The sequence below is a fragment of the Streptomyces ferrugineus genome (genome assembly GCF_015160855.1).
GTDB lineage: Bacteria > Actinomycetota > Actinomycetes > Streptomycetales > Streptomycetaceae > Streptomyces > Streptomyces ferrugineus.
Window position 1 is genome coordinate 9,117,572 of record NZ_CP063373.1, and the last position, 19,763, is coordinate 9,137,334.

At 69.7% G+C, this 19,763-nt stretch carries 17 protein-coding genes; 5 read left to right on the forward strand and 12 right to left on the reverse strand.

The window, feature by feature from the left end:
- Window positions 1–4: 4 nt before the first annotated feature.
- The gene (gene tsaB / locus IM697_RS40380) at window positions 5–661 is read right to left on the reverse strand and encodes a tRNA (adenosine(37)-N6)-threonylcarbamoyltransferase complex dimerization subunit type 1 TsaB (protein ID WP_194041907.1); all 657 of its coding nucleotides are present in this window, start codon (window positions 659–661) and stop codon (window positions 5–7) included.
- Between the two features lie 130 nt (window positions 662–791).
- Here tsaB and IM697_RS40385 point away from each other — a divergent pair, with 130 nt between their 5' ends.
- A complete protein-coding gene (locus IM697_RS40385; protein ID WP_194041909.1) occupies window positions 792–1,346 on the forward strand; it encodes a L,D-transpeptidase in 555 nt (184 codons plus the stop codon).
- Window positions 1,347–1,490: 144 nt separating this feature from the next.
- Here IM697_RS40385 and IM697_RS40390 read toward each other — a convergent pair whose 3' ends face one another.
- The 5 genes from IM697_RS40390 to IM697_RS40410 all read right to left on the reverse strand — a co-directional run bounded on the left by IM697_RS40390 (window position 1,491) and on the right by IM697_RS40410 (window position 5,923).
- Window positions 1,491–1,676, reverse strand: a complete 186-nt coding sequence (locus IM697_RS40390; RefSeq protein ID WP_194041911.1) for a hypothetical protein — start codon at window positions 1,674–1,676, stop codon at window positions 1,491–1,493.
- A 152-nt stretch (window positions 1,677–1,828) separates the two neighbouring features.
- The gene (gene tsaE, locus IM697_RS40395) at window positions 1,829–2,344 is read right to left on the reverse strand and encodes a tRNA (adenosine(37)-N6)-threonylcarbamoyltransferase complex ATPase subunit type 1 TsaE (RefSeq protein WP_194041913.1); all 516 of its coding nucleotides are present in this window, start codon (window positions 2,342–2,344) and stop codon (window positions 1,829–1,831) included.
- Complete coding sequence (locus tag IM697_RS40400; protein WP_194041915.1) at window positions 2,316–3,551, reverse strand: alpha/beta fold hydrolase; 1,236 nt, start codon at window positions 3,549–3,551, stop codon at window positions 2,316–2,318. The genes tsaE and IM697_RS40400 overlap by 29 nt, the downstream gene beginning before the upstream one ends.
- A gap of 187 nt (window positions 3,552–3,738) precedes the next feature.
- Window positions 3,739–4,941, reverse strand: a complete 1,203-nt coding sequence (gene alr / locus IM697_RS40405) for an alanine racemase (RefSeq protein WP_194041917.1) — start codon at window positions 4,939–4,941, stop codon at window positions 3,739–3,741.
- A 73-nt stretch (window positions 4,942–5,014) separates the two neighbouring features.
- Window positions 5,015–5,923 (reverse strand): L,D-transpeptidase family protein, encoded by a 909-nt coding sequence (locus IM697_RS40410; RefSeq protein WP_194041920.1) that lies wholly within the window; start codon window positions 5,921–5,923, stop codon window positions 5,015–5,017.
- A 127-nt stretch (window positions 5,924–6,050) separates the two neighbouring features.
- Between IM697_RS40410 and IM697_RS40415 the strand changes: the two genes are divergently transcribed.
- Entirely contained in the window at window positions 6,051–6,422 is a 372-nt protein-coding gene (locus IM697_RS40415) for a holo-ACP synthase (protein ID WP_194041921.1), read from the forward strand.
- Window positions 6,423–6,453: 31 nt separating this feature from the next.
- On the opposite strand, the gene IM697_RS40420 is transcribed toward IM697_RS40415, so the two are convergent.
- A complete protein-coding gene (locus IM697_RS40420; RefSeq protein WP_194041923.1) occupies window positions 6,454–7,617 on the reverse strand; it encodes a hypothetical protein in 1,164 nt (387 codons plus the stop codon).
- A 142-nt stretch (window positions 7,618–7,759) separates the two neighbouring features.
- On the opposite strand from IM697_RS40420, the gene IM697_RS40425 reads away from it, so the two are divergent.
- Window positions 7,760–9,196, forward strand: coding sequence for an NAD(P)H-hydrate dehydratase (locus IM697_RS40425; RefSeq protein ID WP_194041925.1), 1,437 nt, complete (start codon window positions 7,760–7,762; stop codon window positions 9,194–9,196).
- A 35-nt stretch (window positions 9,197–9,231) separates the two neighbouring features.
- Here the strand turns inward: IM697_RS40425 and IM697_RS40430 are convergent, their stop codons facing one another.
- Both IM697_RS40430 and IM697_RS40435 read right to left on the reverse strand, forming a co-directional pair.
- Window positions 9,232–10,143 (reverse strand): hypothetical protein, encoded by a 912-nt coding sequence (locus IM697_RS40430; RefSeq protein WP_194050084.1) that lies wholly within the window; start codon window positions 10,141–10,143, stop codon window positions 9,232–9,234.
- 104 nt (window positions 10,144–10,247) lie between these two features.
- Window positions 10,248–10,658, reverse strand: a complete 411-nt coding sequence (locus IM697_RS40435; RefSeq protein ID WP_194041927.1) for an ATP-binding protein — start codon at window positions 10,656–10,658, stop codon at window positions 10,248–10,250.
- Between the two features lie 200 nt (window positions 10,659–10,858).
- On the opposite strand from IM697_RS40435, the gene IM697_RS40440 reads away from it, so the two are divergent.
- Both IM697_RS40440 and IM697_RS40445 read left to right on the forward strand, forming a co-directional pair.
- Window positions 10,859–11,713, forward strand: a complete 855-nt coding sequence (locus tag IM697_RS40440; RefSeq protein WP_194041929.1) for a helix-turn-helix domain-containing protein — start codon at window positions 10,859–10,861, stop codon at window positions 11,711–11,713.
- Window positions 11,714–11,723: 10 nt separating this feature from the next.
- Window positions 11,724–11,945 (forward strand): DUF397 domain-containing protein, encoded by a 222-nt coding sequence (locus IM697_RS40445; RefSeq protein ID WP_194041931.1) that lies wholly within the window; start codon window positions 11,724–11,726, stop codon window positions 11,943–11,945.
- Here the strand turns inward: IM697_RS40445 and glmS are convergent.
- The 3 genes from glmS to IM697_RS40460 all read right to left on the reverse strand — a co-directional run bounded on the left by glmS (window position 11,906) and on the right by IM697_RS40460 (window position 19,226).
- Entirely contained in the window at window positions 11,906–13,753 is a 1,848-nt protein-coding gene (glmS, locus tag IM697_RS40450) for a glutamine--fructose-6-phosphate transaminase (isomerizing) (protein WP_194041933.1), read from the reverse strand. The two genes, IM697_RS40445 and glmS, sit on opposite strands and share 40 nt — an antisense overlap.
- Window positions 13,754–13,888: 135 nt before the next feature.
- Window positions 13,889–14,569, reverse strand: coding sequence for a hypothetical protein (locus IM697_RS40455; protein ID WP_194041935.1), 681 nt, complete (start codon window positions 14,567–14,569; stop codon window positions 13,889–13,891).
- Window positions 14,570–14,579: 10 nt separating this feature from the next.
- The gene (locus tag IM697_RS40460) at window positions 14,580–19,226 is read right to left on the reverse strand and encodes an RICIN domain-containing protein (RefSeq protein WP_407699667.1); all 4,647 of its coding nucleotides are present in this window, start codon (window positions 19,224–19,226) and stop codon (window positions 14,580–14,582) included.
- Window positions 19,227–19,763: the final 537 nt, after the last annotated feature.

Sequence of the window (19,763 nt, forward strand, 5' to 3'; positions counted from 1 at the left end):
TGTGTCACTTGGGGGTGACCACCTTGTAGTTCTTGGGGACCTGGGCGTCGGGGCGGCGCAGGTACAGCGGCCGGGGCGCGGGCAGTTCCTCGCCCGCGGCCAGTCTCTCGGCGGCCAGTCCCGCGAGCGCCGCCGCCGAGACGTGCTCGGGCTCGTGGGCGTGCGGGAAGGTGTCGGGGTAGAGCAGCGCGCCCGCGCCGACGGCCGGCAGTCCGGCGACCTGGTCGGCGATGTCGGCGGGCCGGTCGACGGCCGGGTCGGTCAGGCGGGTGCGGGAGTCGGCGTACCGCGCCCAGTAGACCTCCTTGCGCCGGGCGTCGGTCGCCACGACGAACGGGCCCTTCTCGATGTCGGCGGCGTAGGCGAGTGCGTCCAGCGTGCACAGGCCGTGCACGGGGACGCCGAGGGCGAGGCCGAAGGTGTCGGCGGTCATCAGGCCGACGCGCAGCCCGGTGTAGGGGCCGGGTCCGATGCCTACGACGATGCCGGTGACGGCGTCGAGTTTCACACCGGCCTCGGTGAGGACGCGGTCGACGGCCGGCAGCAGCAACTCGCCGTGGCGGCGCGCGTCCACCTGGCTCGACGAGGCGATGACGTCCGTGCCGTCGTGCAGCGCGACGGTGACGGCGGGGGTGGCGGTATCCAGAGCGAGCAAGAGCACGCAAACAGCCTACGGCGCCCGCGCCCCGGGAAGCGCCGCCCCGGTCGGGCGCCGGACGGCTGCTACGGTCGGCCTTGATCACGGCATACGACGATCACGGCATATGACACGAACGCTGAGGTGGGCGACGGTGGCAGGCAGCAGCTCCGGTTTTGTGGTGGGGCTGACCACGGCCGCCCTCGCGACCGTCGGCTTCCTCGCCTTCCAGGCCTCGGCGAGCGTCCCGGCCGACCTGGCCAGGCAGCGCGCCGACCGCTCACCCGAGGTGAGTACGTCCAAGGCGCCCCGCGACCAGAAGGACCCCGACGCGCTGCCGGCCGGGTCCGGCACCGGGCGGCGGGTCGTGTACTCCGTTGACGACGACCGGGTGTGGCTGGTCGACGAGGGCGGCAAGGTCAAGCGGACGTTCCGCGTCGCCCCCGGATCGGTCGACCCGCTGCCCGGCGCGTACGCGGTCACCTCCCGCTCCAACGCGGTCATCGGCACCGACGGCATGCCCGTGGAGCACGTCGTCCGCTTCGCCACGGTGGACGGCGTCACCATCGGCTTCAGCGCCCCCGCCAAGGGTGCGACGCCGAACCCCGACCCGAGCATGCGGACGGGCGGCATCCGCGAGTCCCGCCCGGACGGCGACGCGATGTGGGACTTCGCGACGATCGGCCGGTCCATCGTGGTGATCCGCTAGGGCCTGATGCGAAAGTCCCGTCGTCCACACGAAGGACGGGCCCCGCGGCGTCAAGTGCGTGCTCTCGGCGTGCCTCCCACGCCCTTAAGGCAGTGGGGGAGCGTGCATGGCGTCGCGAGGCGGACGGGACTCTCGCAACAGGCCCTAGGCAGCCTCGCGCCGCCTGTCCACCGGCTGTCCGGCCTCCGGCGCGCGTGGCGGGGTGGAGATCATGTTCGCGGCGGCACCGGCCGCCAGCAGATCACGCATGGACACCCCGGCGACCACCCGGGGCCGCTGCGGGTCCTTGTGCTGCGATGCGTTCTCCGACGCGTTCCCCGATGCCGACATGGACGCCTCCTGGGAGCCGGGGGCGGACGTAGTTAGGTACACCTAACTACGGACTGGGTACCATGTGACCACGCGCAAGACCGCGAACGCAACATCTTGCCGACGCCTTGTCGGAATGTTCCTCCTGCTCGGGCCGAGCCGTTCGTCCGGGCTCAGGCCGACAGCACGCTCAGGTCCGCCGCCGCCCAGCGGTCCCCGAGCCCGGTCACCGTCACCTGCCGTACCTCGTCCGTGGTGTCCCCGACGGCCCGGTGGATGACGAGCTGGAGCCGCTCCTCCGTCAGCTCCTCGACCTTGCCCTCGCCCCACTCCACGACGATCACCGAGTCGGGCAGCGAGACGTCGAGGTCCAGGTCCTCCATCTCGTCGAGGCCGCCGGACAGCCGGTAGGCGTCGACGTGGACGAGCGGCGGGCCGTCGCCGAGGGACGGGTGCACGCGGGCGATCACGAACGTCGGGGACGTGACCGCGCCCCGGACCCCCAGCCCCTTGCCGAGCCCGCGCGTCAGCGTCGTCTTGCCGGCGCCGAGCTCCCCGCTGAGCATCACGAGGTCGCCGGCGCGCAGCAGCTTGGCCAGCCGGCGGCCCAGCTCCCGCATCTGTTCGGGAGAGGTGATGGTCAGCTCGACGGTCATGGGGTCACCCGGGTTGTGCGGTACTGCTTCCATAGCCGATAACCGTAGCCCCTGCGGGCACGGCACCCGCGCGGGTGAGCAGGTCGGCGAGACGGTCGGTGACCACTTCCGGGTGCTCCAGCATCACCAGGTGCCCGGCGTCCGGCACCAGGACCAGCTCGGCGTCCGGCAGCAGATCGGCGATGGCCTCACTGTGCTCACTGGGGGTGACGAGGTCGCCCACGCCGGCCAGGACCAGCACCGGCATGTCGGCGAAGAGGGCGAGCGCCTCGGTCTTGTCGTGGTCGGTGAAGGCCGGATAGAACTCGGCGACCACGTCGATCGGCGTCCCCTCGATCATCCGCTCGGCGAACCGGGCGACGGCCGGGTCGACGTCCCGGGACGAGAACGAGTACCGCTTGATGATCCCGGCGAACAGGTCGGCGGTGGCCCGGCGCCCCTTCTCCACCAGCTCGGCCCGCTGGCCCAGCGCCTTGAGCACGCCCGGCAGCACCCGCCGTACCGCGTTCACCCCCGCGACGGGCAGCCCGAAGTTGACCTCGCCGAGCTTCCCGGACGACGTACCGACGAACGCGGTGGCGACGACCCGGTCGCGGATCAGCTCCGGGTACTGGTCGGCCAGCGCCATGACCGTCATGCCGCCCATGGAGTGCCCGACCAGCACGAGCGGCCCCTCGGGCGCGGCCGCGTCGATGACGGCCTTCAGATCGCGCCCGAGCTGCTCGATGTCGACGTGCTTGCCTTCCTCCGTCTGGGCGACGCCCCGCCCGGAGCGGCCGTGGCTGCGCTGGTCCCAGTGCACCGTGCGCACGACGCCCCTGAGCGCGGCGCGCTGGAAGTGCCAGGAGTCCTGGCTCAGGCAGTAGCCATGGCTGAAGACGACGGTGACGGGGGCCGGGGCCTTGCGCCCGAAGAGCCGTCGCCGGCGCGGGGTGAGGGCGGGCGCGGCCTCCGGGTCGATGTCGTCGACCTCGTAGTACAGCTCGGTGCCGTCGTCGGAGTACGCCTTGCCGGGTGTGCCGCGCAGCGAGCCGTACGGGCCCGCCGAGTCGAGGGCGAGGCGGGCCTTCTGGCGCATGCCGCGGCCCACCGTCATCCGCTCTATGGCGACGCCCGCGGCCGCGCCGGCCGCGATCACGCCTATCGCCGCACCGGCGATACCGGTCGCCCTGCGCCAGTTCGCGGCCGCCCCCGTGGCGGAGGCGACGGCCGCGACGGCCTCCGCGCTGCTCTCGCTCACGTACCGCTCCTCTTCGCTGGGTGATCCCGGTGTGCCGGTGGTGCGGGATGGTGCGGGTGGTGCCCCGCTACGGGTTACCCGTCTACTTCCTCATTCACATAACCGCATTCGGACGGACGCATCACATTGCCCGCGTCACATAGCCGCATCACGAAGACGCATCACATCGACGCGTCACACGTGACCGTCACACGGCCGCGTCCCCGTCCGTATCCCCGTCCGTATCCACGTCCGCGTTTCTATAGACGCGTGGAACGCGCGTTCCGATCCGGGTGACGATCTCGTACGCGATGGTCCCCGCCGCCTGCGCCCAGTCCTCGGCGGTGGGCTCACCGCGGTCGCCCGGCCCGAACAGCACGGCCTCGGCACCGGGGCTCGGCTCGTCCCCGCCCAGGTCGACGACGAACTGGTCCATCGCGATCCGGCCGGCGACCGTCCGCCACTTGCCGCCGACCAGCACGGGTCCGGCGCCCGAGGCGTGCCGCGGGATGCCGTCGGCGTAGCCGAGGGGGACGAGGCCCAGGGTGGTCTCGCCCGGGGTGACGTAGCTGTGGCCGTAGCTGACGCCATGGCCGCCCGGCACATGCTTGACCAGCGCGAGGGACGCCGAGAGCGTCATCACGGGCCGCAGCCCGAAGTCGGCCGGGCTGCCCAGCTCGGGGCTGGGCGAGATGCCGTACGTGGCGACCCCGGTGCGCACCAGGTCGAAGTGGCTCTCCGGGAGGGTGAGCGTGGCGGGCGAGTTGGCGATGTGCCGCACCTCGGGCCGGACGCCCTGCTCCTCGGCGTACGAGACCATCTCGCGGAACCGGTCGAGCTGGGCGGCGATGGAGGGGTGACCGGGCTCGTCGGCGCAGGCGAAGTGCGACCAGAGCCCGGTGATGCGGATCAGCCCGTCGGCCTCGGCGCTCAGGGCCTCGCCAACCAGCTCGGCCCAGTCCGCGCCCGGCTGGCAGCCGCCCCGCCCGAGCCCGGTGTCGGCCTTGAGCTGCACGCGCGCGGGGGCGCCGGCCTGCCGGGCGGCCTCGGTGACCTCCCGCAGCGCCCACATCCCGGCGACGCAGACGTCCAGGTCGGCCTCGATGGCCTCCCGCCAGGGCCCGCCCGGCGTCCACAGCCAGCACATGATCCGCATGCCGCGCAGCCCGGCGGACCGCAGCGCCAGGGCCTCCTCGGGCGTCGCCGTGCCCAGCCAGGTCGCGCCCGCCTCGACGGCCGCGCGGGCACACGGCACCGCCCCGTGGCCGTACGCGTCCGACTTCACGACGGCCATCAGGGCCGCGCCCGGCGCGAGGGCGCGCAGGGTCCGCACATTGGCCCGCAGGGCGGCCAGGTCGATCTCGGCGCGGGCTCGCAGGGGCGCGGTCCGCGGGGCTGTTGTCTCTGTCATCGCGCCCCCAGTGTCTCAGAGGGGTCCGACAGCGCCGCCGCGCCGGGAGCCGTGACCGAGGGCGTGCCTCGCCCTACTTCTCCGGCCGGTGCCCCCACACGTACACCCGGTCGCCCTTCTTCAGCACCCCCCACAGCTTGCGGGCCTCCTTCAGGCCCATATTGACGCAGCCCATCGAGCCGACGGGGGTGAAGATGCTGCCGTAGACACCGTGGAAGGCCTGGCCCCCGCTGAAGAACTGGGAGTACGGCATGGGGCTCTTGTACAGCGAGGACACGTGGTTCTTGTGCCGCCAGTAGACCTTGTGCCAGCCGTTCCGCGTCCCGTACCCCTCCCGTCCGCTCCGGATGGGCACCGGCCCGAACACGACGTCCTTGCCGGTCTGCACCCAGACGAGCTGCCGGTCGAGGTCGACACAGGCGACCCGGTACGTGCGCACCGGGCACTTCCGTTCCGCGTTGGGGTTGTCGCGGGCGGAGACCAGCTGCATGGTGGCCCATGTCGTGGGCCCGGCGTACCCGATGGCGGGCTTGATCCGGTGCTTCTTCTGGAAGGCGCGGATGGCCCGGCAGTCGGCGGCCGACTGCTCCCCGTCCACCGGCCGCTTCAGCCACCGCTCGACCTCCCGCTGCCGTACGCCCGTCTCCTCGCTGCACGTCGAGTCCCCGAAGGAGTCCATGGGATCGACGTACTCCACGGCGTCGTACGCCTCCTCCGGCGCGTCCCGCGGCTCGACGGCCTCCTCCGTGTCGCTGGGCGTGTACACCTTCGGCTCCAGCGCCTGGTCGGGGGTGTCCATCCGGGAGAGCGGAAGCAGGGTCACGGGGACCCCCGGCACGAGTTCGGCGGACTGCGGTCCGGCGGCCGGCGGCACGGGGTCCACGGATTCCCCGGGGTCCGCCGAGGCACTGCCGACGGGCAACAGGACCGCCCCGGCGAGCAGCACGGCGACGCTCCGGCCTGCGATACGACTGCTGATCATGCGCACAGGGAAGCGTGCGGGCCCGCCCGCGTGGGGACGCCGCGCGGGCGGTCACTCATTTGAGGTCCTTTGAGGACCATTGAGGGCCATTGAGGACCATTTTCCGGGGCCCCATAGGGTGCTCTGCATGAGCATCATCGGGGTCGGCATCGACGTGGCCGAGATCGACAGATTCGAGGCGGCGCTGGAACGCACCCCCGGGCTGGCCGAACGGCTGTTCCTGGAGAGCGAGTTGCTGCTGCCCGGCGGCGACCGCCGGGGCGTCGCCTCGCTGGCGGCCCGCTTCGCGGCGAAGGAGGCCCTGGCCAAGGCGCTGGGTGCTCCGGCGGGTCTGCTCTGGACGGACGCCGAGGTCTACGTCGAGGACAGCGGCCGGCCGCGTCTGCGGGTGCGGGGGACGGTGGCGGCCCGGGCGGCCGAGCTGGGCGTACGGTCCTGGCACGTGTCGCTGAGCCATGACGCCGGGGTGGCGTCGGCGGTGGTGGTGGCGGAGGGCTGAGCCTCCGCCACCTGTCCGGTCCTCTCTCGCGTCAGCAGATGGACTGGCTGGTGTTCACCCGGGTGATGTTGCGGAAGGTCGTGTTCTCACCGCAGGGGCTCTCCCTGATGGCCGAGTTGGTCACGGTCAGGTTCTGCACGGTGATGTCCCGGTTGTTCGGGAACTCGGACCGCGCCGCCAGCCGCAGCTCGCCGCCCCCGGTGATCGTGCCGCTCTGGGCGGCGAGATTGACGTTGTAGCAGTTCTCGATCAGGACCGAGTTGTTGCCGGTGTTGGACAGCGAGACCCGGTCGATGACGGCCCCGCCGCTCTCCGACACACAGAACACCCCGCGCCCGCCGCCGCGCGCGATGACCTCACCGACCCGGACGTTGGTCGGGTAGGAACTCCCGACCCGCCCGTTGCGGTTGGCCATGCGGAAGGCGGCGTATCCCGTGCCCGTCCCCGCGTTCTCCGCGTCCACCTTGCCGACGGTGGCGTTGATGGTCTGGTTGAGCAGCAGCCCCGACTCGCCGACGTTCCGCGCGGTCACGGTGCCGATGGTGATGCCGTCGACGCCGTACGTCTCCACGGCGTGACTGGAGGCCCCGGAGACGTAGACGTTGTCGATCCGGACATTCCGCGTCCACTCGCTGGTGTTCCCGCGGTTGTCGATCCGCACGCCAAGGCCGCGGGACAGCCGCATGTCGATCTGCCCGAGGACGACGTTCTGCACGTTGCGCATGAAGATCCCGTACAGCGGACCGCCGGTGAGGTTGAGATGCTGGACCTCGACGTCGCGGGTGCCGCGCGAGTAGACGGGCGCCTGGTCGCCGGAGCCGCTGCCGGTGACGTTGATGGTGCCGCAGACGTCGAGCACGGTGTAGCTGGGCAGGGAGATGCGCGACCCGGCGGACATCGACCCCGAACCCCGCACCACCACCCGCTCCTTGGCGGTACGCCCGGAGGTCAGACTGCCGACGGCGGCCTGCACGGCGGCCCGCATGTCACTGCCCGTATAAACGGTGCTGCTGCCGCGCCGGGCGGTCCAGGTGCCGCCGTTGAGGACGGCTTCGGCCTGGTACGCGCCTTCACCGCAGGCGGCGGCAGCGGCCTGCGGCGCGGGCACGGTCAGGGTGCCGACGGCGGTGAGGAGAGCGGTGGCACCGACGGTGGCGAGGAGGGAGGCTCTGCGTCCCGAGGCTCTGCGTCCCATGGGGGTTCCTCTCATCGAACCGATCTCGTCGAACACATTTCGACTGAATCGATTCATCCTGTGGGGGCCGGGAGTTTGGCAAAGGCACGGCAAAGCGTCAATGGATGCGACGCGCTCGGCGACGTACGGGAGACTCGATCGCATGCGGACTGCGTACAGCGTGGAGACGGTAAGGGCGGCCGAACGGGAGCTGATGGCACGGCTCCCGGACGGCGCGCTGATGCAGCGGGCGGCGGCCGGACTCGCCGCGGCCTGCGCGGATCTGCTGGGCCGGGTGTACGGCAGCCGGGTCGTGCTGCTGATCGGCAGCGGCGACAACGGCGGCGACGCCCTGTACGCCGGCGCCCGGCTGGCGGGGCGCGGCGCGGGAGTGACGGCGGTGCTGCTGTCACCGGAGCGGGCGCACGCCGCGGGCCTGGCGGCGCTGCGCCGGGCGGGCGGCCGGGCTGTCGGCACGGACATCGCCGAGGAGTTGATCGAGCGCGCGGACCTGATCGTGGACGGCATCGTCGGCATCGGCGGCAAGGGCGGGCTACGGCCGGAGGCGGCGCCGCTGGCCGACGCGGCGGCGCGGTCGAGGGCCGCGGTCGTCGCCGTGGACCTGCCGAGCGGCGTGGACGTGGACACGGGCGAGGTGCGCGGCACGGCGATCCGGGCCGACCTGACGGTCACCTTCGGCACGCACAAGCCGGGCCTGCTGATCGATCCGGCGCGGGAGTACGCCGGTGTGGTGCGCCTGGTGGACATCGGACTGGCGCTGCCGGGCGACGCGGTGGAGCTGGAGGCGCTGCAACACGCGGACGTGGCGGCGCTGTTGCCGCTGCCGGCGGCGGAGACGGACAAGTACCGCCGAGGGGTCGTGGGCGTCGCGGCGGGGTCAGGGAGGTACCCGGGCGCGGCGGTGCTCGCGGTCGCGGGGGCGCTGCGCGGCGGCGCGGGAGCCGTACGGTACGTCGGCCCGGCCGCGGACGCGGTGATCGCCCGGTTCCCCGAGACGCTGGTGTCGGACCGGGGCCCGAAGAAGGCGGGGCGCGTCCAGGCCTGGGTGGTGGGCCCGGGCGCCGGTGACGACGCGGCGACGGTGGCGGAGGTGCTGGCGACGGACGTACCGGTACTGCTTGACGCGGACGGCCTGCGACTGGCGGACGCGGAGGCGGTACGCGGCCGTACCGCACCGACCCTGATGACCCCGCACGCCGGGGAGGCGGCGGCACTGCTCGGTGTCTCCCGGGAGGAGGTCGAGGGGGCTCGGCTTGCTTCGGTACGGGAGTTGGCGGGGCGGTATGCGGCGACGGTGCTGCTGAAGGGTTCGACGACGCTGGTGGCGGAGGCGGGGGGCGCGGGCGCCGTGCGGGTGAATCCGACGGGAACGGGCTGGCTGGCCACGGCGGGCAGCGGGGATGTGCTGTCGGGGTTGGCGGGATCCCTGCTGGCGGCGGGCCTCTCGCCGGTGGACGCGGCGAGCGTGGCGGCGTATCTGCACGGCCTGTCGGCGAGGTTCGCGGCGGATGGGGCGCCGGTGGGGGCGCACGATGTGGCGGAGGGGATTCCGGGGGCTTGGCGGGATGTGCGGGGGTGAGGCGATGCAGCGGCGGGCCGCTTCTCCGCCGCAGCTCAGGGTTCCCCCGAAGGGCCCTCGGCGAACAGGTCCTCGGCCCGCTCGACCGTACGGGAACGCTCCAGCCAGGCATCCATGCGATCGAGGTCGGTACAGGAGGTGATGCGCTCACGCACACTGTCCGGCACGGGGATGCCACGCACCTCCAGCACGGACAGGATCCCCTTGGCCTCGCCTTTGGCCTCTCTGGCCTCGCCTTTGGCCTCGCCGTCGGCCAGGCCTTTCAGGTAGGCCGTCTCACGGACCGTCCCCCGGCCGGGGAAGTAGCTGACGAACGTCGACATGATTTCCATCCATTTCTCTCCGGCTGGAGTCTTACCCAGGGTGACGTCCAGGAAGTCGAAGACGTACTCGGCGCTGTCAGGATCGGTTTGCTGGATCTCCAGAAGGGCGCTGCTGATGGCCTCCAGTATGGCGCCGCACTCAGAGCTGCGGGCGTGTGCCAGGGCGGAGAACGCAGCCAGTGCGAGATTCTTCGCCGCGGTCCTGGCATCGGTGATCTTCGGCAGGTTGTCCGGCCCGGCGACCAGCGGATACGTCCGCTGAGCCGTCCAGCCGCGCGTGCTGCAGTCGAAGGGACCGGCCGCCCATTTGGCCGTGGCTCTGTCCTGACAGACCACGAGCAGCAGCACGGGCAGCTCGAACTTCGCTTGGAGGTAGGAGATGTAGTACGCCCAACTCGCCTCCTTGCCCGGGACCTTGCCCGACTGCGCCTCAACAGCAAGCAGGAAGTCCTCACCGTCGGACGGACCGACGCGCAGCACGGTGTCCACGCGTCGCTCCAACGGCCGGCTCTCCGTCACATCCGTGGTGACGGCGTCCACGGTCGCCTTCGCGGATAACGGAACCCCCAGCACCCCGAAGACGGGAGCCAGGATCTCGGGCCGCTCCTGGAAGATGCGGTGCATGCCCTCGTGAGCTGATGTGACCAAGTGCGCAACCTTGATGGCGTGTTGGACCGAAGATCCAGATGATCGGGATACGTTCACTCTTTCGAGCGGCGAGTAAACGTTCACGCCGCCGAGGTCAGCTCGCACCACACGTACTTGCCCCGATTGCCGTTCCTGGTCAGCGGCTGCCAGCCCCACAGATCGGAACAGGCCCGGACCAGCGCCAGCCCTCGCCCCTCCTCGGCCTCCCCGAGCTTCGCCAACTCCTGAGGCGGCTCGGGCGGTTCCGGATCCGCATCCCACGCCCCGATCCGCAGCACCCCACCCGCCCACCGCACCCGCAGCGCCGCCGGCCCCTTGGTATGGCGTACGGCGTTGGCGACCAGCTCGGTCGCGAGGAGTTCGGCGGTGTCGGCGAGGTTGATGAGGCCGTGCATGGTGAGGATGAGCCGGAGGGTGCGGCGGGAGACGGTGACGGCTCGGACGTCGTTCGGGATGTAGAGCGTGTACTCCCAGGGTTCGGTTTCGGGCATGGGTGAACTCCGTTCGGGTGGTGGGGAGTTGTCGCGGTGTCATTACCGCAGCCGTCATGGCAGGACGAAGCGGTGCGCTTCCGCAGTGCTTACGGCACATCACCGACGGTAGACCTCAATTTATACGTCCAGCAAGCCGATCGCGTAATCTGCCCCTGAACGAGTCGCGCTCACAGGCGCGTTGAACCGGGGAGCAGTTCATGGCGGGGTTGAGGCGCGAGCCAACAGCACGACAGCTTCGCTTGGGCGTCGAACTGCGCAGGCTTCGTGACGCAGCAGGCCTCACGGGCCGCGAAGCGGCAGCATCGCTCGGGGTGAGCTCCGCTCAGATCAACCACATCGAGTCCGGCCTCACCGGCGTGAGCGAGGAGCGCCTGCGCCGCCTGACCGCGAACTACGCCTGCACCGACGAGGAGCTGATCTCGGCGCTGGCGGCCATCGCGACCAACCGGGCCAAGGGCTGGTGGGAGGAATTCCGAGGGTCGCTGCCCACCCCCTTCCTCGACCTGGCGGAGCTGGAGCACCACGCCACGTTCCTACGAGAGATCCAGTTCCTGCACATCCCCGGCCCGCTCCAGACGGAGGACTACGCCCGCTCGGTCTTCTCCGACCGGATTCCCGAACTCCCCTACGAGGAACTGGAGTTGCGGGTGAGACACCGCATGCAGCGCAAGACGATCCTCGAAGGCCCCGACCCCACACCGTACGAAGCGGTCATCCACGAGGCGGCGCTGCGTATCCGCGTCGGTGACCGTGCTGCCTCCCGTGTCCAACTCGCCACGCTGCTCGACCTCTCCGAGGCGGACCACGTCACCGTACGGGTCATCCCCTTCGACCTGGACGGCTTCGGTGGATCCTGGACGGCCATGATGCTGGCGGGCGGCGCTGTGCCCAGATTGGACACCGCCGTGCGCGACGCGCCTCACACCGCGGCCTTCATCGACTCGGAGGCCCAGCTGGGCGTCATTCGAACGCTCTTCCGTAGGGTAGAAGCGGCGTCGCTCGAACCCGAGCGGTCGCGCGACTTCATCCACAGGCTGGCCAAAGAGCTGTGAGGCACCCCTCATGACCGTTCCCAACAATTGGCGGAAGTCGTCCTACTCCGGTGCCGGGGATGGCAATTCCTGCGTAGAGGTGGCGAACACCGACACCCACATAGCCATCCGCGACTCAAAGGCCCCGGCCTACGGAACCCTCACCCTCCCGGCCGGAGCCTTCGCAGCCTTCCTCGACGGTGTGAAGGACGACTACTCCACGGTCACCGACTTCGCCAGGTTCCGAGGCTGATCCACCTCGTTCCCCCGGGCGGTGGCCAGCTCACACGCGAAGACCTGCAGCGGCACCGTGGCCACCATCGGCTGAAGCAGAGTCGGAGTCGCCGGAATCCGGATCAGGTGATCCGCATACGGCACCACCGCCTCGTCCCCCTCCTCCGCGATCACGATGGTCCGCGCACCCCGCGCCCGGATCTCCTGCATGTTGGACACGATCTTGTCGTGCAGAACCGACCGCCCCCGAGGCGAAGGCACGACCACGACCACCGGCAGATCGTCCTCGATGAGAGCGATCGGCCCATGCTTCAACTCCCCCGCCGCAAACCCCTCGGCATGCATATAGGCGAGTTCCTTGAGCTTGAGCGCACCTTCAAGGGCAACGGGATACCCCACATGCCGCCCGAGGAAGAGCACCGTGTTCTTGCCGGCCAGGCTCCGCGCCAGCTCCCGCACCGGCTCCATAGTCTCCAGCACCCGCTCGACCTCGTTCGAGATCCGCGACAGATCCCGGATGACCGCCCCGATCTCGTCACCCCACTTGGTGCCGCGAACCTGCCCCAGATACAACGCCACCAGATAGCAGGCGACCAACTGCGTCAGAAACGCCTTGGTCGAGGCGACCGCAACCTCCGGCCCGGCATGCGTGTACAGCACCGCATCCGACTCACGCGGAATCGTCGACCCGTTCGTGTTGCAGATCGCCAGCACCCGGGCCCCCTGCTCACGGGCATGCCGTAGCGCCATGAGCGTGTCCATGGTCTCGCCGGACTGGGAGATCGCGATGACGAGGGTCTGCTGATCGAGAATCGGATCCCGGTACCGGAACTCACTCGCCAGCTCCACCTCGCACGGGATCCGCGTCCAGTGCTCGATGGCGTACTTGGCGATCAACCCGGCGTGAAAGGCCGTACCGCAGGCGATGATGACGACCTTGTCGACCTCCCGCAGCTCGGAGGCGCTGATCCGGACCTCGTCCAGGGTCAGTGAGCCGGCGGCGTCGATGCGCCCCAGCAACGTATCGGCGACCGCCTTGGGCTGCTCGGCGATCTCCTTGAGCATGAAGTAGTCGTAGCCGCCCTTTTCCGCGGCGGCGGCATCCCAGTCCACGCGATACGGCCGCACATCCGCCGGGCGCCCGTCGAACCCGGTGACGGTCACCCCGTCCCGCCGCAGCTCCACGACCTGGTCCTGCCCCAGCTCGATCGCGGACCGCGTGTGGTCGATGAACGCGGCGACGTCCGAGGCGAGAAAGGCCTCGCCCTCCCCGACACCCACCACAAGCGGCGAGTTCCGCCGTGCCCCGACGACCACATCGGGCTCATCCGCATGCACCGCGACCAGCGTGAAGGCCCCCTCCAGCCGCCGGCACACCAGCCGCATGGCCTCGGCGAGATCGGCACAGCCCGAGAACTCCTCGGCCAGCAGGTGAGCGACCACCTCGGTGTCGGTCTCGGAGGCCAGCCCGTGCCCCCGCTCCTCCAACTCGGCCCGCAGACCGGCGAAGTTCTCGATGATCCCGTTGTGCACGACGGCGACGCGCCCGGCGTTGTCGAGATGCGGATGGGCATTGGCATCGGTCGGCCCGCCGTGCGTGGCCCACCGCGTGTGCCCGATCCCGGTGGTTCCCGTCGGCAGGGGCCGCTCGGTCAGCTCCTTCTCCAGATTGACGAGCTTGCCCGCCTTCTTGGCGGCCGCCAGCCCGCCATCCGCCAGGACGGCGACCCCCGCCGAGTCATACCCCCGGTACTCCAGCCGCTTCAGCCCGGCCGTGACAATCTCGAGCGCCGACTGCGACCCCACGTATCCCACGATTCCGCACATGCGCGGCAGCCTACGGCCGAAACAGCGCCCGAAAGGGCCGTAGCGTGCCCGATTTCGGAAATTCCCACGGGGGTACGAAGCCCCGCCAGGGAGGAGGTGTCCTGGCGGGGCTTCGATTTCATAGATCCGTCGAGATCACTGTTGGTGCAGAGCGGCTCGCAGGTAGGCGATCAGATCACCGGTCGGCACGTCGATCCAGGAGGCCCCTGGTACCCCAGGACGAATGACCTCATAGCGCTCCTCATCCGGCTCATGCACCAGGACCTGACGGCTCGTTCCGTCGAACAGATCCACACACAGCCGGACGGCACCGTGCGAGATCGTCGGGAACATGTTCCGCAGCACCTCATCCGCATGGAGGCGACGGAGAAGGTTCCATTGCCTCCGGTGGAAGTCGGACGACAGAAGGTCGGCCCACTGCGCAGAAGTGGGCTCTCCCCTCTCGATCGCCCCCGCGAATTCGTCGAGCTCCAGGAACGTGTATCTCGCCGCCAACTCGTCGAACGGCACACCGTCCCGCCACGCGGCGACTGCCTCCACGAGCAACCCGAGATCGTCCGTCGAGCCGATCTCCCAGGTGAACCCGGGATCGTCCCAGGTGAACCCCGGAATGAGGACACGTACCCGGAACAGACGCTCCTCGGCTGCGGGAACGACCGACACGAGACCCCTCGCCGTCTCGACAATGATGCCGTCGGCCGTCGATGGCATCGGCCAAATTTCGCCTCTGCGCAGCTTCGCGGCCTCTTTCATCGCCGCCAGAAGGCCGCCCGCAGCGGTCACGTCCGGGTACAGGTCTTTCCAGTGGGTATCCATGGTCGATTCCTCAGCAGTGGCAGTATCCGATGACCGAACCCTTCACGGGGTCGAGGTCCCCCTTCAGCACCGATAGATCCGGCATATGTGTCGGGGGATCCAGTCGCATGGCTCCACCCGGACCCGACGGGGAATAGAACTTGACCGAACTCCACGAACGCTGACCATTGGCGAGTGCCCTCGCGATCATGGACATCTCGTAGTCCGTCGCCCGTCCGGCTTCTCCGGCCGTCAGGCCACGCTGGGCAGCATCCATGAAAGTTCCCTTGTCGGCCAGTCCCGTCATGTTGATGTGCAGCGTCACGTTCGGGTCGGCGATGGCCATTTCCGCGATTCGGGCGAAGTCCCTCGGAGACACGTTGGAGAAGGTCTGGAACTTGTTCTCGGGCAGCGCCGCCCACTCGTCCAGCTTCCCACCCCTCTGCCATCCCAACGCCACCTTGCAGTTGTGGACAAGGACCGGAGTGGCGCCTGCCAGCACGAAGAACGTGTGCAGGTCATCGACCGTGAGGTCGTAGACCGTGCGCGGAGCCAAGCCCGAGCGGTCGTGGAGGGCGGTCACCGCGCGGACGGAACCGTCCGAGGTCCGCAGGCGGTCACCGACGCGCAGGTCGGAGACCAGCGTCCACCCGCGGTCCACCACGTAGAACTTGTGACCGGCGGTGCTCTCCAGCCTCCCCCCGTCGGCGACGACGATATCCACCAGCCGCCGGGTGTCGTGCCTGAAGGTGTCGGTGACCTGCCGGGCCCGCAACTGGCCGGTAGCCGGATCCGTGGCCTTGACGAGGTCCCCCACAGCCAACTGGCTGATGGGCCGGTGTGAGCCGTCCGCCATCAGTACCTGGGTGGTACCAGGGAAGCTGTTCACCTTGCAGGCGGTGTACAGGTCCTCGTGGGCGTTGACGATGGCGTTGAGCTTGGCGAGGGTCCCCGGGTCCAGGTCGAGCGCCTTGAGGGCATGGAACGCGTCACGGACCCCGACGCCGGTCTTCATGGCGGCGTCCAGAGCCCGGATCCCGTCGAAGACCGTGCCCAACGCCTTGCCGGGGATGAAGTTGCTCGCCGCCCAGGCGCAGCCGCTGGCGCTGCCGTGCCAGCAGTCGACGAAGTCCTGGACCAGGACCGCCTTCAAGAGCTTGTAGGTGAGGGTCTGCTGAATGAGCTCCAGCTTGGAGAAGTACCTGGTGACATCCTTCTTCAGACCTGGGATGCGCTTGCTCTCGACGAGCAGCGTGTCCTGCGACGGACATCTGCCGGCGCCGGCCGTTGTGTCGGGGTTGGTGCAAAGGAAGAAGTCGACCGTCGCGCTGAAGGTCACCGTGAAGGTGACGGTGCACCCCTCGAAGCCGACCTCGATGACGCAGTCGTTCTGCTGCTTGGCATCGGTGATCTCGATGCTGTCCTCGTCGACGACGTACCACGTGCCACCGACGCCGGTGCCCGCGCCGCTGTTGACCTGCTGGTTTGCCTGCTTCCGCGCCGCGGACTCCGCGGCTTCCTGCGCCTCCTTGGCGTACTTCAGCGCGTCCTTGGCAGCCTTTTCGGCTTCGGTGGCTGCGGCGTCGGCCCGGTCGGCGGCTGCCCGTGCGTCCTTGGCGGCCTGCTCGGCCGCTGTTGCGGCCTCGCGTGCGGCCTGGGCGTCGAGGGCGGCCTGGTCGGCGGAGGCGCGGGCGTCCTTGGCGTGGCCTTCGGCGCGGCCTGCGGCCTTGTCGGCTGCCGCCGCGTCCGCTGCGGCTTGACGGTCGTATTCGATCGTCCGCGCCAGCGACTTCGCGGCCTGCTTCGCGTAGTCAGCCGCCTCGGCGGAGTATCCGAGGGCTTCCTTGGCGTAGGTGCGGGCAGTGGCCGCATAGCCGGCGGCGTGCGCCGCGTGGACGTACGCCTGCTTTGAGTCGCCTACGGCCTGGTCCGCGATGTTCTTCGCGGCTTCGGCTTCCGCCTTGGCGTTTTTGGCGTGGGCGTCGGCTACGGCCTGCTGCTGTTCGGCGATCGTCTTCGATGCCTGCCCGGTCAGGACGATCAGGTCGGCGGCCTGGTCGGTGTCGGCGTAGGGGGCGCCGGTCTCGATGGCGTCGTTCGCCGGCTTCGCGACCTGCCTCGCGGCTGCCGTCGCATCAGCGGCGGCCTGTGCGGTGATGTACGCGAACCCGGTCGACTTCGCCGCCGCCGCCAGGGCCTTCCCGGCCTCCTTCGAGGAGAGGTCGGCCTGGGCTTTGGCGTTCTTGGCCTCGGCTTCGGCGTCGTCTGCGGCCTTCACCGCGGCTTTCGCTTCGGCGGCTGCGTGGTCGGATGCCTTGATCGCATCCGCCACAGCCGACGTAGCGGTCCGGACGGCTGCGTCGGCCTTCAGCTTCGCGGCCTGCGCGGCGTCGGCGTTGGCCCTCGACCGCTTCGCAGCGGCTTCCGCACGGGTCGCTGCCGCGTCCGCCTCCACAGCCGCCGCAGAGGCAGCGTTCGCCTCCGAACGGGCCCGTGAGGCGGCGTTCTCCGCGTTCGTCGCGTACGTGTCGGCCTTGTTCGCCTCCGCGCGCGCTGCCTCGGCGGCGTCATCCGCGTCCAGCGAATCGGCGTAGGCGGCCTTCGCATCAGCCTTCGCACGGGCCGCGTCCGCCTTCTGCTCGGCGTCCCACGCGTCGTCACGCATCTCCTTGGCATGATCACGCGCCTTCACGGCGTCATCACGATGCCTGGATGCGTTCTTCTCGGCGGTCTCCGCCTTCTCCTTCGCGCTCTGTGCGTTCGCGGCTTCGGCCTGTGCGTTCTTCTTGTGCTGGTTGGCTTCGGCCTGCTTCGCGGCGGCGGTGTCCTTCTCCGCCTTCGCGGTCTTCTCCTCCGCCTCCGCAGCGAGCCGCTTGGCGTGCGCGTCAGCGGCAGCCTTCTTGGCGTCGGCTTCGGCCTTCAAAGCGTCGCCGAGCTTGGACTTCGCCGTGGCGGCGTCCTTCTTGGCGTTGTCCCGGTGCAGCTTCGCCGCATCCCGCGAGGCCTTCGCCTGCGCCTCAGCAGTCGCAGCGGCCTTCCTGCGGAACTCGGCCTGCACCTGCGCGGACTGCGCCCTCGCACGCTGGGCGATCGTGTCCGAGTCGGCAGCGGACGCACGTGTGGCGGCCTCAGCGGTCTCGCCGGCCTTCACCATCGCTTCGAGCGCGGCGACGGCGCCCTGGGTGACCTGGTCCTTCTGCTGCCCGACGATCAAACCCCGGCCCCGAGGGGCACCGTTCTTGTCGGCGATCTCGTAGGCGGCCTCGATGGCGCTGGACGAGGTGGTGGCGGCCTTCTTCGCTGTGTCGAGCCGGGCCTTCAGCACAGCGAGCTGTTTCTTCGCCTCGGCCTGCGCAGCAGCACGGCTCTTCTTGGCCTTGTCGAACTCGGACTTGTCCGGGGTGTCCCCGTTATGCCCCAACGGCTTGACGCGGAACTGCTGTGCCTTGGTGCCGTTGCACGTGTACAGCCACGAGTTCTGGCCGTTGTTGAAGGTGTGCAGGTCGAGGCACTTGTTCGTGGCGACGTTGCGCAGTTCACCGGTGGCTCGGACGTTGAATTTCCACTGCTGTGCCGGACTCGAGTTGCACGTCCAGATCTGGATCTTCGTCTTGTTCGCGGAGTTGGCCCCCGCCACATCCAGGCACTTGCCGGAGTTGACATTCTCCAGCGCCCCGTCAGCCCGGAGCTTCCACTTCTGCGCCGGACTGTTGTTGCAGGTGTAGGTCTGCACGGGGGTGCCGTTGGTCTTCCCGGCGGACTGCACGTCGAGGCACTTGCCGTTGGCGGCGGCGACTTCGACGACCGTGTCGGCGTCGCCGATCCATCCGATGCCGCCCGGCGCCCAGTAGTCCTGCCAGCGAGTGGTGTAGTCGGCGATCCACGACTGACCCAACAGTTGACCGAGGGCCCAGGTGCCGTCCTGCAATGCCTTCGACGCCGTACCCGAGGCTTCGAGGATCTTCTGACGCTGCGATGCTTGCGCCGAGATCTCCTCCTGCCACTCCTGGGAAGCGGTAGCAGTGGTCTTTCCGAGGACCTTGTTCGGGTCGATCGGCGTGTGCCAGTCACAGGACGCGAAACGGGCCTTCAGGTCCTCGACCGCGACCCGGAACTCGGGTGTGTCCTTCTCGGGTTCGCGGGTGGGGAAGCCGCCGGAGGCGAGGAAGATCCGGGCGTCATCGGAGGACAGGCGGGGGACGAAGATCTCGTCGGGGACGATCGGCCCGGAGTTCTTCTTCCACAGCTTCCAGGCTTCCTGCTCTGCCGGCGTGCCCTTGCCGTTGTAGAGCTGGTCGCCGATGGCGAGGGCGGCCTTCTTCGTCTTCTCGTCCGCCTGCGGGGAAGGCTCGTAGAACGGTGAGAACAACTCGACCGGCTTCATGTACGAGCGCCACAGCCACGGCAGGAGACCGGTCTTCTCCCAGATCTCGTCCTCGCCCTTGGGCGCGTCAGGGAACCATTCGAGGCCGCTCGTTGCCCTGGACCAGGTCAGCCACGCGTCCCGGGCCTTCTCCTGTGTCGCGCCGGCTGCTTTGTCGTCCTCGGCGTGGGCCTGGTAGAGAGGGGCGCCGTAGGCTCGTCCGGCCTTCTCGTGCAACTGGGAGGCCGGAAGGGGAAGGGAGTCTTCGGCGTACGCGTAGAGGCTGTTGCCGCCCTTACGCAACGCGTCGGCCATCACGCACTGGTCCAGGCGGAGCTGCTCGGCGGCCTTGGCATCGAAGCCGTCGTACGAGTCACTCGTCGCGGCCACAGGCTGTTCGGCGCCCAGGCCGGGCTGGACGACCAGCCCACCGAGGACGGCCAGGGCGGCGACGGACGTGACGGCAGAGCTGAACCCTGCGGATGTTCGTGATCTGGGATTGAACAACCCCGGTCTGAGTCGCAAAGAGGCATCCTTCGTTGCGAGCGAGGGCATGCGGGGGCGACCGTCCGAAGAGGCGATGGGATGCGCGGGTGGTCAGCCCGTCGGCCCAGCATGCCGAACCATTCCTCCAGGTGACGGCACCGTTCCCCCGGCCGCCGAATGACGTGCGCGCGTCACATCGGGATTGGTCAAGATCCCTCGGGGCGCGCGGCAGTCAACTTAGCCACAGGACGACAGGGCGCGGCAAGGACCGACCTCGGGGCCCGGACCGCAGAACGGAAAAACCACTTGCGCGTCTCCTCGCGGTACAGGAGGTGCAAACGCCATGCTCACACCGGGAGTTACATG

Excerpts from the sequence above, each read along its gene's own strand:
- IM697_RS40460 (WP_407699667.1), bottom strand. The coding sequence starts at position 19,226 with ATGGCCGACGCGTTGCGTAAGGGCGGCAACAGCCTCTACGCGTACGCC.
- IM697_RS40440 (WP_194041929.1), top strand. The coding sequence starts at position 10,859 with ATGGCGGGGTTGAGGCGCGAGCCAACAGCACGACAGCTTCGCTTGGGC.
- IM697_RS40410 (WP_194041920.1), bottom strand. The coding sequence starts at position 5,923 with ATGATCAGCAGTCGTATCGCAGGCCGGAGCGTCGCCGTGCTGCTCGCC.
- IM697_RS40445 (WP_194041931.1), top strand. The coding sequence starts at position 11,724 with ATGACCGTTCCCAACAATTGGCGGAAGTCGTCCTACTCCGGTGCCGGG.
- IM697_RS40455 (WP_194041935.1), bottom strand. The coding sequence starts at position 14,569 with ATGGATACCCACTGGAAAGACCTGTACCCGGACGTGACCGCTGCGGGC.
- alr (WP_194041917.1), bottom strand. The coding sequence starts at position 4,941 with ATGACAGAGACAACAGCCCCGCGGACCGCGCCCCTGCGAGCCCGCGCC.
- IM697_RS40415 (WP_194041921.1), top strand. The coding sequence starts at position 6,051 with ATGAGCATCATCGGGGTCGGCATCGACGTGGCCGAGATCGACAGATTC.
- IM697_RS40425 (WP_194041925.1), top strand. The coding sequence starts at position 7,760 with ATGCGGACTGCGTACAGCGTGGAGACGGTAAGGGCGGCCGAACGGGAG.
- IM697_RS40430 (WP_194050084.1), bottom strand. The coding sequence starts at position 10,143 with ATGCACCGCATCTTCCAGGAGCGGCCCGAGATCCTGGCTCCCGTCTTC.
- IM697_RS40420 (WP_194041923.1), bottom strand. The coding sequence starts at position 7,617 with ATGGGACGCAGAGCCTCGGGACGCAGAGCCTCCCTCCTCGCCACCGTC.
- IM697_RS40435 (WP_194041927.1), bottom strand. The coding sequence starts at position 10,658 with ATGCCCGAAACCGAACCCTGGGAGTACACGCTCTACATCCCGAACGAC.
- IM697_RS40390 (WP_194041911.1), bottom strand. The coding sequence starts at position 1,676 with ATGTCGGCATCGGGGAACGCGTCGGAGAACGCATCGCAGCACAAGGAC.
- tsaE (WP_194041913.1), bottom strand. The coding sequence starts at position 2,344 with ATGGAAGCAGTACCGCACAACCCGGGTGACCCCATGACCGTCGAGCTG.
- glmS (WP_194041933.1), bottom strand. The coding sequence starts at position 13,753 with ATGTGCGGAATCGTGGGATACGTGGGGTCGCAGTCGGCGCTCGAGATT.